The following is a 12651-nucleotide window of genomic DNA, read 5'->3' on the forward strand; positions in this document are numbered from 1 at the left end:
TTTGACCGGTTTCCCGAACAAAGTTTCGGGGGATCAGTCTGAACCCTCTGAGAGGAAACCGCATCTGTGAGGTTTAGAGGTCGCGTGACTTACGCCTCCGGGAGGTTGGCTGTGGGAAAGTTGGGAAGGCGATGGTTAATCCTGGTGGCTCTATTGCTTACGAGCACGGCTCTCGCCCAGACAGGAACGGAACTGATCCTTCCCGAAGGAACCCGGATCAGCCTGGCGCTCAATGATTATCTGAGCACCAAGCTTAACAGCGAAGGGGACACATTTACCGCCACTGTTGTCGCGCCTGTTTCCCTGAATGATCGCATTGTGATTCCCAAGGGAAGCATTGTTTCTGGGTGTATTTCGCGCGTGGTTCGCCCTGGCCGATTCAAAGGCAAGGCCATGATGAATCTCCTCTTCAGCTCCCTTCGTCTCCCGGGCACTATTGACCTGCCGATTGTTGCGTCCTTAGCAAGTGTGGGCCAGGAAGGGAACGCGGGAACGCGCGCCGAAGGAACCATCGCGGCTGGGAGCTCCAAGGGGAAGGATGCTGCCAAGATCGCGGCTCCGACCCTGACCGCTGCGGGCATTGGGGCCATGGTAGATGGCGGGCGGGGCGCCGCCATAGGCGCGGGCATCGGCGCCGCTGTGGGACTCCTTGCGGGTCGGGGCACGGACCTGGAGGTAAAGAGGGGTACGGCGATGGAAATCGTGCTTGATCGCCCCCTCACGATTCCCGCCGAGGCTGTCAAGCGCGAGAATGATAATGATGATTGGCGATGGGAAAGCACCCGGGACTGCGGGATTGCTTTAATGCTCGTCCTTCGTCAATCCCTTCCGATTCTTGCCATTCCGTTCATATAGGGGCGCAGAGCTTCGGGGATCACGACCGAACCATCCTGCTGCTGGCAGTTTTCCAGGATCGCCAGCCAGGTCCTGCCGATTGCCAGGCCTGACCCATTCAGCGTGTGCACGAACTGGCGCTTGCCGGTCTCGTCCCGGAAGCGGATGTTGGCGCGGCGAGCCTGAAAGGCCTCGAAATTGCTGCAGGATGAAATTTCGCGGAACCGGTTCTGGCTGGGGAGCCAGACTTCGATATCGTAGGTTTTCGCGCTCGAAAAGCCCATGTCGGCGGTGCACAAAACGACCACCCGGTAGTGAAGGCCCAGGCGCTGCAGGATCTCCTCGGCATCGCGCGTGAGCGACTCCAGCTCGTCGTAGGAGCGTGACGGGTGAGCAAATTTCACCAGCTCGACTTTGTCGAACTGATGCTGTCGTATCAGCCCGCGCGTGTCCTTGCCGTAGGAGCCGGCCTCACTTCGGAAACACGGCGTATAGGATACGAACTTGTGCGGCAGCGTGGAGCCATCGAGAACCTCGCCCTGGTAGATGTTGGTGACGGGCACCTCCGCGGTGGGGATGAGATAGTAGTCCGTGCCTTCGATCTTGAACAGATCCTGAGCAAACTTGGGCAGATTTCCCGTGCCGAAAAGGCTGGCCGAGTTAACCATGAACGGCGGACAGACTTCCCGGTAACCGTGCGCGCGAGTGTGCACTTCGAGCATGAAGTTGATGAGCGCACGCTCCAATTGCGCTCCCGTTCCCAGCAGCAGCGAGAAGCGAGCTCCTGCGATCTTTGCGGCGCGATCCAGATCCAGGATGCCCAGCTTCGAGCCGAGATCGACGTGATCGAGGGGCGTGAAATCGAACTCGGGTGGGGTGCCCCAACGCCGCACCTCCAGGTTGTCATTCTCATCGTGGCCGGTGGGGACTGAGGCATGCGGCAGGTTGGGGATGGTGTGCAACACGGAATTCAAACGCTCTTCCAACGATCGTGCCTGATCTTCCAGCGACTTGATCTCAGCACCGCTTTCCTTGACGCGCGCCTGCTCGGCGGCGGTATCCCGCCCCTCCCGCTTCAACTTGCCGATCTGCTCGGAGGCCTCATTACGCTGGCGCCGCAGATCCTCGATGCGCAAGAGAATCCCGCGCCACTCCGCGTCCACCGCGACCAACTCTTCCAGCGGGAAGTCGCCGCCGCGGGCCGACAGGCGCTCCCGGACCGATTGCAGGTTTTCGCGCACGAAATTCTTGTCCAGCATGATTCTTTCCCCCGGAGCGAAGGTTAACAAACCATTGAAAACAAAAGCAACCGCCAAGACGCCAGGATGCCGGGAAAGGAACGTATGAAAAGGCCTTTTGCGCGCCCTGGCGTTTTTGTGTCCGGGCGATTGTCTCTTCTGGGAATTTCCCATTGCAGTGCGTGGGACCATGGTTTCCATTGACATTGCCTGTAGGCATTGTTTCAATGAATCCGATCAAATTGCAGCGATCGAGGACTGACATGAGCAAGCTTCGCAGAGCAGTGTTCCCGGCCGCGGGATTGGGCACCAGGTTTCTTCCGGCGACGAAAGCGCAGCCGAAGGAGATGCTCGTTCTTGTAGACAAGCCCATAATCCAGTATGCGGTCGAAGAAGCCGTTGCTTCCGGCCTGGACAACCTGATTATCATCACCGGGCGCGGGAAAAATGCCATCGAGGATCATTTCGATGTCTCCTTCGAGCTCGAGCGCACCCTGGAAGATCGCGGCAAATCGGATTTGTTGCGCCTGGTCCGCGCCGTTTCGGACATGGTGCACATCGCCTACGTGCGTCAGAAAGAAGCTCTCGGGCTGGGCCACGCGATCCTGATGGCGCGCGACCTGGTGCAGGGGGAACCCTTCGCCGTTCTGCTGGGCGACGACATTATCGATGCCGACGAGCCGTGCATAGGACAAATGATCAAGATCTACGAGCGGCATCATGCGAGCGTGGTGGCCATCATGGAGGTGCCAAGAGAAGAGGTCTTCCGATATGGGATTATAGACGGTGTCCCGCTCGCGAGCGGCGACGGCCGGGTTCATGAAGTGAAAAACATGGTAGAGAAACCGCGCGTCGAAGACAGCCCTTCGAATCTGGCGATCATCGGCCGCTACATTCTGACACCGGCGATATTCGATTTGCTCGAGAAGACCGAACGTGGCGCGGGCGGCGAGATCCAGCTGACCGACGGCCTGAGGGACTTGCTGGGCAAGGAGCCCATCTTCGCCTACAAGTTCCGCGGCAAGCGTTACGATGCGGGCGAAAAGCTCGGCTTTCTCAAGACAACGGTGGAGTTTGCGCTCAAGAATGCGGAACTCGGCCCGGCCTTCCGTTCCTATCTGAAATCTCTGAACCTGAACGAACTTTGATTGAGTCCAACCTATGCGGATCCTGGTAGTCGGCTCCGGGGGCAGGGAGCACGCGCTCGTCTGGAAACTGCGCCGGAGCGCGCGCGTGCATGAGATTCTCTGTGCCCCCGGCAATGGCGGCATCGAGGAGGTGGCGCGCTGCCTCCAGGTATCACCTCTGGATCAGGCCGGGTTGCTCGAGTTGGCCGGTCGCGAGCGCGTCGATCTGGTCCTGGTCGGCCCGGAAGCTCCGCTTGCGGCCGGCTTGGCCGACGGCTTGCGCACACATGGCATAGCGGTGTTGGGGCCGAGCCAGGCGGCGGCGCGTCTGGAATCGAGCAAGGTGTTCGCCAAAGAATTCATGGCTCGCCACGGCATCCCTACAGCCGGCTTCACCATTCATTCTCAGCCTCAGGAAGCTCTCTCACGGCTGGCTTCCGCCGAAATCCGTTACCCGCTCGTCGTCAAGGCCGACGGCCTCGCAGCGGGCAAAGGGGTTGTGGTGGCACGGAGCCGGGAAGAGGCGCGCCGGGCGATCGAGTCGATCATGATCGAGCGGCAGTTCGGCGCCGCCGGCGACAGGATCGTGCTGGAGGAATTTCTCGAAGGGAAGGAAGCCTCGTTTATCGTCTTTACCGATGGGGACACCATTCTCCCAGCTGCCGCTGCCCAGGATCACAAGGCTGTTTATGATCACGACATGGGGCCGAATACCGGCGGCATGGGGGCCTATTCCACCGATACCATCCTCGGACCCGAGCTGCAGAATCGGATTCTGGCGGGGATCGTCCGGCCGGTGATTGACGCGATGCAGGCTGAGGGAGCTCCGTTCCAGGGCATCCTCTATACCGGCTTGATGCTCACGAGCGCAGGACCACGCGTGCTCGAGTTCAACGTCCGCATGGGCGATCCGGAAGGACAGGTGATCCTGCCGCGGCTTACCAGCGATTTCGCCGAGCTGTGCGAAGCGCTGTGCCTGGAGCGGTTGAACACCTATCGGGCCGTTTGGACAGACCGGCCGACTGTGTGTGTGGTTCTTGCCTCGGAAGGCTATCCGGGCGCCTACCCGAAGGGGAAGCCGATCTCGGGCCTGAAAATGGCCGAGGAGGACGACCGCGTCGTGATATTTCACTCCGGCACGCGGCACGAGGGGAGAGCACTGGTGACCGATGGGGGACGCGTGTTGGGAGTGACTGCCCTGGCCGATGATCTGTCTTCTGCGGTGATGGCGGCTTACGAGGCGGTCAACAGGATATACTTCGAAGGCATGCATTACCGCCGCGACATCGGAGCTAAAGGCCTAATCAAATGACGAGTTACGAATAATAACGACAGAAAAGCGCCTGAGATCCCAACGCCGGGGCGCCCTCTTATTCGTCGCTCGTCATGCGTCATTCGCCGTTCGGAGGAGGGAGTGAGCAAACCAAAGGTAGCAATTGTGCTGGGCAGCGACAACGACTATCCCGTGATCCAGGATATGATCCGCATCCTGCATGATTTCGAAATCCCACACGAGATCACGGTTACGAGCGCGCACCGTTCACCGGATCGGACGCACCGCTATGCCGTGACCCTGGAGGATCGTGGAATTCAGATCGTCATTGCGTGCGCCGGAGCCGCGGCGCATTTGGCTGGCGTGCTTGCATCCCACACCATCCTGCCGGTCATCGGTGTTCCCATCGATTCGTCGCCGCTGAGGGGAATGGATTCTCTGCTTTCCACCGCGATGATGCCTGCAGGAGTGCCGGTGGCGACCATGGGGATTGGCAAGACCGGTGCCAGCAATGCCGCCGTTTTGGCCGCCCAGATATTGGCGCGCATGGATCCCGAGCTGGCTCGGCGGCTCAAGGATTACAAAAAACAGCTCGCCGACCGAGTCGAGGAGCGCGACCGGGAACTGAAGAAATCTCATAATGCATGAGTGCGGGAGGTCCCCATTTCGCTTGAGGAAATCCCTGGAGCGCGCGAACTCGCTTGCGCCTTGATTTCTCCCTTCCTGCGTCACTCCACACGAAGGCGATAGCAAGCTCCCATACGCCAGGAACTTCATTGCGAATGCGCCATTGTCTATATGGAAAGCAGTGCAAAATTCTTCCTCTGTACCTTCGGATGCCGCTGCAACCAGGCCGACAGTGCTGAGATGCGCGCGCGCCTCTGTGAGGGCTCGCTTCGTGAGTCGGACGACCACAGGGATGCCGACCTGATCGTGGTCAATTCGTGCACCGTCACGCGGCGCGCGGACCAACAGGTACGCCAGACCGTTCGGCGGCTTCACCGGGAGAATCCCGGTGCCAGGATCGTTATTGCCGGCTGCTATGCCGAGCGTGACCCGGAGACGCTGGCGGCTATTCCCGGGGTCAACCTGGTCCTCGGCAACGCCGACAGGATCCGGTTGGCTGAAGTCTGGCGCTCGGAGGCCGGGCCCGGCGGCAGAATCATCAGGACGCCGATCGACGCGGCGCGCGACTGCCTGATCGACGGCGCGTCGCACATTGGCGGTAAGACGCGCCCGTTCCTCAAGCTTCAGGACGGTTGCGACGCGCGCTGCACCTATTGCATCGTGCCTTCTGTGCGCGGTCCGGGGCGCAGCGCCCTCCCAGAGGACATACTTGCGGCGATCCGGCGTCTGGTGGATCACGGCTACCAGGAAATTGTGCTGACCGGAGTCCACTTGGGATCGTACGGGCGCAAGCTGTCGCAACCGATACGGCTGACCGACTTGCTGCAGCGCATCCTCGAGGTCCCCGGCCTGGGTCGGCTGCGGCTCAGCAGCATCGAACCCATGCGCTTTGATCGTGGCATCGTGGCCCTGGCCGCTCAATACCCTGCGTTCGCACCCCACTTTCACATTCCGCTGCAAAGCGGCAGCGATCGCATCCTGCGGCTCATGCGCCGGCCTTACAGGGCCGCAGATTTCCTCGATCTGCTCCAATACATCCATTCGAGCCTGCCGACGGTGGGGCTGGGTACGGACGTGCTCGTCGGGTTTCCAGGAGAGACGGTGGACGATTTCGAAGCGACCTGCGAACTCGTCCGCCAATCGCCACTCACTTATCTGCATGTCTTCCCGTTTTCCGCGCGCCCAGGAACGGAAGCTTCCTTCCTGCCGGGGGAGGTGCCCCCGGGCGTGCTGCACGAACGCTGCGAGATCCTGCGCGAGCTCTCCATGGCCAGGAATCTCGCCTTCCGGCAGCGGTTTGTCGGAAAGGTCTTGCCCGCCATCAGCCTCGCGAAAGCGGAACAATTGGGGGAGTCGGTCGCGTTGACCGACAACTACATCCACGCCAGGATTACGGGGCCCGCAATACCGGCAAACCGCCTGATTCATATCCGTATCGGTGAGGTTTTGCCGGAAGGAACCAAGGCTGCCTTCGTGTAACCGCGGTGATGCGAAGACTCAGATGGGGAGAAGGTAGCCGAGGTTGAATTGGGATTTAGCCCGCCTGTGCGACCCTGCAGATGACTCCCATCATTCTGCCGGCGCGGGCTCCGTCTGCCCGGTATGAGAAGAACTCTTGCGGATGGCAGCGCGTGCACTGGCCCAGATCGAAAACATTTTCCCCGGGGACGCCCGCTTCCGACAGTTGGATCTTGAGAGCCTGAAGCAAATCGAGGAGATACTTTCCCGGCTTTTTCGTACGCGGGCTGCAGAGGTGCACGCCGGGAAAGGCGGACTCGAAAGAAGAAGCCACATCAGAACCGACCTCGAGGCAACAGGCGCGGATGCCCGGACCGATTGCTGCCACTGCGCGGGCCGGTTCGGCGCCGAGGTGGTCCCGCATGCCTTCCAGAGTACGGCGCAAAATGCGGGCGAGAGTTCCGCGCCATCCGGCATGTACTGCCGCGATGATCCCTGCGATCGGATCGGAGATCAGCACCGGAAAACAATCGGCCACCTGAACGGCCAGCGCAACGCCCTTCTCACTGGTAATGAGCGCATCTCCCCGGTTTCGTGGATTCCATTGGTGAGCCCGGGTTTTTATGATATGAAACTCGGCGGAGTGAATCTGGGCCACAGTCGCCAGGCACTCGGGTGCGAGATTAAGCGCTGAAAGGAACCGGCGCCGGTTTTCCGTTACGTTGGCGGATGCGTCCCAGGCGACGTGTCCGAGATTCAACGCCCCTTCCGGGGCAGGGCTCACGCCGCCGCAGCGCGTGGAGAACCCGTGACGCAGACCGGGGTCTCGTTCGAGGGCCGCGCAGGTGTAATAGGGGACTCCTGCTGTCTGGCGTAGGACGAAGCCATTCATCTGCATGACGGGAATAGTGGATCGGCCGGAGGGGCTGTGTCAATCCGGTCCTGGGAGGGTATGATGATTGTCGGCATCGGCATCGATATTGTCGACATCCGGCGCCTGCGCCGCGCCCTGGAGAGGCAAGGCGATCGCTTCGTCCGGCGCGTCTTCACCGCCGCTGAGCAGGCGTACTGCCGTGCCCACCGTGATCCCGCTCCTTACTACGCGGCTCGCTTCGCCGCCAAGGAGGCGCTCTTCAAGGCGCTGGGAACCGGCTGGGCCCAGGGTGTGACCTGGCTCAATGTTGAGGTTCTCAGAGAGGACGGCGGGGCTCCCCGGCTTGGGCTGAGCGGCCGCGCGGAAGAAGTCAGCAAGGCACTGGGCGCCGGCGCAATCCACCTCAGCCTCTCTCATTCCGAAGATAGCGCCGTCGCGCTCGTCATCCTCGAACAGTAAGAGACCCTGATCGTAGCGCCCTTCCGCGCTAACTCCGCACTCTAAAGCTCAGCGCAGAGCCTTGAGAGCCTCGGTTCCGCACTCTCTGCGCTCTCTGCTTCCTTTTGGGTCCTCTGCCTAGCTTTTGCTTCTCACTATTATTCCCGGAACCGGCTACGCCAGCTGCGCAGGCTTAGGCGGCAGGTGGGTGTCGTCCCCTTTTGGATAGTCCCTGCCGGCAAGCATGCCGCACGCCGCCGAGACATCGCCGCCCCTCGGCCGGCGGATGTAGGCGGTGAGGTGGTGTTGGTGAAGTAGGTCCTGAAAAGCCAGCACGCGCTCTTCCCCGGGAGCCTTCAGCGGCACCCAGGGATCCGCATTCAGAGGGATCAAGTTGATCTTTTTCTTCAGACCTTTGAGCAGCTGCACCAGCCGGAGCGCATCTTCCGGCGTGTCGTTGACCCCTTCGATCAGGACATATTCGAAGGTAATGCGGCGGCGGGGTTCGAGGGGAAACCTGCGACAGGCTTCGAGGAGAGCCGCGATGTTCCACTTGCGATTGATCGGGATGAGCACGTTCCGCACGGCGTCGGTGGTTGCATTGAGCGAGATGGCCAGGTTGGGGATGAGATCTTCCTGAGCCAGGCGCTCCAGCCCGGGCACGATGCCCGATGTCGAGAGAGTGATGCGGCGCGTGGAAATGGACATTCCCAGCGGATCGGTCATGAGTCGGAGCGCCTTCATGACGTTGTCGTAGTTGAGCAACGGCTCCCCCATCCCCATAATCACTATGTTCAGCCGCTTCAAGTCGGTCTGCCGGTCTGCCTCCAAGGCCAGAACCTGCCCGATGATTTCACCGGCGGAGAGGTTGCGGCGCATGGGCAGCCTCCCTGTAACGCAGAAGAGGCACTCCACGGCGCACCCGACTTGCGTGGAGATGCAGAAGGTGTCGCGCTTTTCTTCGGGAATGAAGGCGGACTCGACTCTGTGCCCGGCGGAAACTTCAAACAGATAGCGGCGTGTGCCGTCGGAGGATTGAAACACCTTGACCGCATCGGGATAAGCGATGATGCAACGTCCAGCGAGCTTGTCGCGGAGCTGCTTGCCGAGATCAGTAAAGAGGCCCCAATCATGCAACCGGCGCCGGTAGAGGCCGGCATAGATCTGCCGGCCGCGAAAGCCCGGCTCCCCTAGCTCTGAGGCAAGCATCTCGATCTCCGCGAGCGAGGTGCCGATCAGGTTCTCCTTCCTCCCATTTTCGACATCCACCCGAAAACCATACCACCTTCGGCCACGGGCGTCACGCCCGGAGGCCACCACCATTCGCAGTGGCCCCGGTTAGTTGTGAGGATCGGCTGTCGCCATTCTTAAAAACTTATAATATTTTGCTTGCGTTCACAGGGGATGTTCAACTATATCTCAATTCAAATGAAATCTCGTTAGAAGGGGACAGGACTAACGGAAACAGGTCGCGTGTTTTCGCGCGCGGCGCGCCGAGTATGAGGTTGTCCAGGGGTTCCCGCCGGATCCTTTTCGAGATGATCATCCAACGCCCCTGATGTACCCCTGAGTCCGGGCTCGGCCATATTGCCTGTCACGAGTTTTATTCATTCTTAAAAGACAAAGAGGGACTCAGGTTTTGGTGTCTCTTGAAGCAATTTTGGAGGCAGGGATCCTTGATCCTGGTCTCCGGAGTTTAACTAGTTGCGCACCTTTGAATGGGGAGGTTTTGGATGATTAAAGCCCGTGTGGTTTGTTTAATCTTGCTTGCCTCGCTGATAGCCGTCCCGATGATGTTTGGACAGGGCGGCGAGAAGGGTCAAATTCAGGGAACGGTTACCGACAAGTCTGGTGCCGTTGTTCCCGGCGTGACCATGACGATCAAGAATCTGGCGACCGGGTTTGAGATGGTCGTGGTTTCTGAAAGTGCGGGCGTTTACCGCTTCCCGGGCCTGGTCCCGGGGAACTATTCGTTTAAGGCGGAGATGACCGGTTTCACCGCCTTTGAAGTGAAGAGCGTGGTCGTCAATGTCGGCCGCACGACAGATGTCAATGTAACGCTCCAGCCGGCCGGCGCGCAGACTACGATCACGGTTTCGGAGGTGGCTCCGCTCGTTGAAACCACCAGGACCGACATTGGGGGCGTGATCGAGACCCGTCAGGTGCAGAGCTTGCCCCTCAATGCCCGGAATTTCTCGGCACTGGCAACGTTGCTGCCGGGCGCGCGCCCCGCGACCTCGTGGGATCCGACCAAGACCCGCATCGGCGCGATTTCGGTGGCAGGCGCCGGCGGCCGCAACATGGAAACCACGGTCGACGGCATCGAGAACAAGGACAACTCGGTCGGAGGCTACGTGCAGAACATCGCGCTGGACGGGGTACAGGAGTTTGCCCTTAAGACGCAGAGGTTCTCCGCCGCCGATGGCCGTTCGCAGGGTGGCTTGCTCTCGATCGTGACCAAGTCGGGATCGAACGACTTCCACGGAACCTGGTTCACGTTCGCACGTGACAAGATCTTCAATGCCAACGACTACTGGTCCAAAAAGAATAATGTCGACAAACCGGGCTTCCGACGCTGGCAGTACGGCGGCTCCTTTGGCGGCCCGATCAAGCGGGAGAAAGCATTCTTTTTCTTCACAATTGATCGCTTTCAGGAAAGCCAGTTCACCATCATCGACAAGAACACGCTGGCAGAACTGCAGGCGCTGGTCGATGCCAAGATCAACATTTATGGGGCGTCTCCAGGTCCGGCCGCACAGCTGCCTACGCCTTACAAACGCACCATGTTTACGGCGCGTGCGGACTGGATCATCAACTCGAAAAATAACGTCTATCTCTCATGGAACAACAGCAAGGATCGGAACGAGAATGACCAGGCGCCTACGGATCTGACGAGCACAAACTTCAATACCAACAGAAACTATCTCATGTCGATGGTCTGGAACTCGCTGATAAGCCCCAGACTGCTCAATCAGTTTGTTTGGGGCCATTCGTACTGGAACAATCTGATCGACACGGACAACTACTCGCCTGTAACCGTGATATTTACAGGACTCTTAGGATTTGGAACCAACGGCAACGTGCCCCAGCAGACCTTCCAGAAGAAATGGCAGTTCAAGGATTCCCTGATGTGGAACAGGGGGAGCCATGGATTGAGGTTTGGCGTCGATTGGGTGACGGAGCCATGGCTGGGCGGGTTTTTCGGGTACACGCCCGTCCCGTCCCTTACCTTCTTCGACAACCCTACCACCATCCTGACGGACAAGGTGAAGTACGAACAAGGCTTCAGCACACCAGGGATTGTTCAAGCCCTCGCTGAAACCAGTCCGTTCGTGGATTCCCGGTACACGTATCAGAACTGGAACAACTTCGTCGGCGGGTATGTGCAGGATGACTGGAAGGTCAACCGCAAGCTGACCCTCAACCTGGGCATTCGCTACGATGTCGATCTGGGCATCGTCTCAGCCGGCGGCATCCTGGCCAACGACCGCTCGCTTCTCGCCGTCTCAAAAATCGACAATCCGCTGACCAATGGATTCAAGGGCAGGCTGCCTACGGACGACCTCAACAACTTCGCCCCGCGCATCGGCTTTGCCTTGGATCCAATAGGCAATGGCAAGACCGTGATCCGCGGCGGTTACGGCATGTATTACGACCAGCTGTTCAACAACATCAACTTGTTCGCGATGCAGCAGAGCAACCCGACCGTGTTCGGAACAGTGACCAATCTGCAAAACACGGCCATCGGCAAGGGGGACATGCCCACCTGGATAGTGAATACAACCCCGCTTCCCCCGATTCCGACAAAAGGGTTGACCGATATTCCCAACGGCTCAACCGGGCGCCTGGTCGATCCCAACTATGTGAGCCCGTTTTCGCAGCAGTTTAATATCGGTTTCTCGCAGCAGTTCGCCAAGGACTTCGTGTTGGAGGGCGATTTCACCCACCTCTTGAACATCCATGAAAACCGGACGATCCAGCTCAATTACAGGATAGATCCCACTGGCTCCAACCCGCGTATCCTTGCCGCTGCTTTCGTCGCAGCGGGCCTGGCGTCAAACCGGTTGGCTGCTGTCAATAACACAGCATCCGTAAACCGGTCGCGTTATGACGGTCTCAACATCGTCATTCGCAAGCGCTTCTCTCACCGGCTGACCTTCCAGACCTCTTACACCCTGTCAAAGGCGCGAGGTTACGGAGGGCTGGCCGGAGAATTCGGCGGCACTGCTCTCGACCAGACGAATTACCTGGCCGCGAACGACTACATTCCCACGGTCCGGGACGAACGGCACAGCTTCGTTTGGTCCGGCGTCATCCAGCTCCCTGCGGGTTTTGAGCTTTCACCCATCGTTCGCATCGCGTCTGCCCGGCCCTACGCCCTGACTTCGGGACAGGACACCAATAAGGACGGGACAACCAATGATAATTGTGTTCCGGGTTTCGTGTCGCCCAACGGCCGTACCTGCCCGCAGAACGTCTCGCGCAACGGCCAGCGCGGAGGGTATGATCTGGACGGCAACTTTGTCTCCGGAAGATTCTTCACGACCGATTTGCGTGTGTCAAGGATCTTCAGCCTGGGGAAGCTCCGCGAGGGGATGAACCTCGCTTTCCATTTCGAAGCGTTCAATATGACGAACCGCACCAACTTCGGAAGGAATTTCAACGGCAACATGCGCGCAACCAATGCCATGGTAACCCAGGGCCCGGCGACGGGTACCTATGGTATTGAAGGCGCAGCGCCGTTCCAGGCGCAGCTGGGTGTGCGCTTCACCTTCTAGCGAA

General features: G+C 59.6%; 10 protein-coding genes. 7 read left to right on the forward strand and 3 right to left on the reverse strand.

The window, feature by feature from the left end; genetic code table 11:
• Positions 1–66: 66 nt before the first annotated feature.
• The gene (locus LAP85_00490) at positions 67–855 is read left to right on the forward strand and encodes a hypothetical protein (GenBank protein MBZ5494852.1); all 789 of its coding nucleotides are present in this window, start codon (positions 67–69) and stop codon (positions 853–855) included.
• Here LAP85_00490 and serS read toward each other — a convergent pair.
• Complete coding sequence (gene serS / locus LAP85_00495) at positions 819–2093, reverse strand: serine--tRNA ligase (GenBank protein MBZ5494853.1); 1275 nt, start codon at positions 2091–2093, stop codon at positions 819–821. The genes LAP85_00490 and serS overlap by 37 nt on opposite strands.
• 242 nt (positions 2094–2335) lie before the next feature.
• On the opposite strand from serS, the gene galU reads away from it, so the two are divergent.
• The 4 genes from galU (at position 2336) to mtaB (ending at position 6578) form a co-directional block, all read left to right on the forward strand.
• Entirely contained in the window at positions 2336–3220 is an 885-nt protein-coding gene (gene galU / locus LAP85_00500; GenBank protein ID MBZ5494854.1) for a UTP--glucose-1-phosphate uridylyltransferase GalU, read from the forward strand.
• Positions 3221–3233: 13 nt separating this feature from the next.
• Positions 3234–4511, forward strand: coding sequence for a phosphoribosylamine--glycine ligase (gene purD / locus LAP85_00505; protein MBZ5494855.1), 1278 nt, complete (start codon positions 3234–3236; stop codon positions 4509–4511).
• A 102-nt stretch (positions 4512–4613) separates the two neighbouring features.
• Positions 4614–5120 (forward strand): 5-(carboxyamino)imidazole ribonucleotide mutase, encoded by a 507-nt coding sequence (purE, locus tag LAP85_00510; GenBank protein ID MBZ5494856.1) that lies wholly within the window; start codon positions 4614–4616, stop codon positions 5118–5120.
• Positions 5121–5270: 150 nt separating this feature from the next.
• A complete protein-coding gene (gene mtaB / locus LAP85_00515; protein ID MBZ5494857.1) occupies positions 5271–6578 on the forward strand; it encodes a tRNA (N(6)-L-threonylcarbamoyladenosine(37)-C(2))-methylthiotransferase MtaB in 1308 nt (435 codons plus the stop codon).
• 55 nt (positions 6579–6633) lie between these two features.
• Here mtaB and pgeF read toward each other — a convergent pair whose 3' ends face one another.
• Positions 6634–7449 (reverse strand): peptidoglycan editing factor PgeF, encoded by an 816-nt coding sequence (gene pgeF, locus LAP85_00520; GenBank protein ID MBZ5494858.1) that lies wholly within the window; start codon positions 7447–7449, stop codon positions 6634–6636.
• A gap of 63 nt (positions 7450–7512) precedes the next feature.
• Between pgeF and LAP85_00525 the strand changes: the two genes are divergently transcribed.
• On the forward strand, positions 7513–7890 hold the full coding sequence (locus LAP85_00525; protein ID MBZ5494859.1) for a holo-ACP synthase: 378 nt from the start codon (positions 7513–7515) through the stop codon (positions 7888–7890).
• A gap of 153 nt (positions 7891–8043) precedes the next feature.
• Here the strand turns inward: LAP85_00525 and rlmN are convergent, their stop codons facing one another.
• On the reverse strand, positions 8044–9138 hold the full coding sequence (rlmN, locus tag LAP85_00530) for a 23S rRNA (adenine(2503)-C(2))-methyltransferase RlmN (GenBank protein ID MBZ5494860.1): 1095 nt from the start codon (positions 9136–9138) through the stop codon (positions 8044–8046).
• A 464-nt stretch (positions 9139–9602) separates the two neighbouring features.
• On the opposite strand from rlmN, the gene LAP85_00535 reads away from it, so the two are divergent.
• Positions 9603–12647, forward strand: a complete 3045-nt coding sequence (locus LAP85_00535) for a carboxypeptidase regulatory-like domain-containing protein (protein MBZ5494861.1) — start codon at positions 9603–9605, stop codon at positions 12645–12647.
• Positions 12648–12651: the final 4 nt, after the last annotated feature.

The organism is Terriglobia bacterium (assembly GCA_020072565.1).
GTDB lineage: Bacteria > Acidobacteriota > UBA6911 > UBA6911 > UBA6911 > JAFNAG01.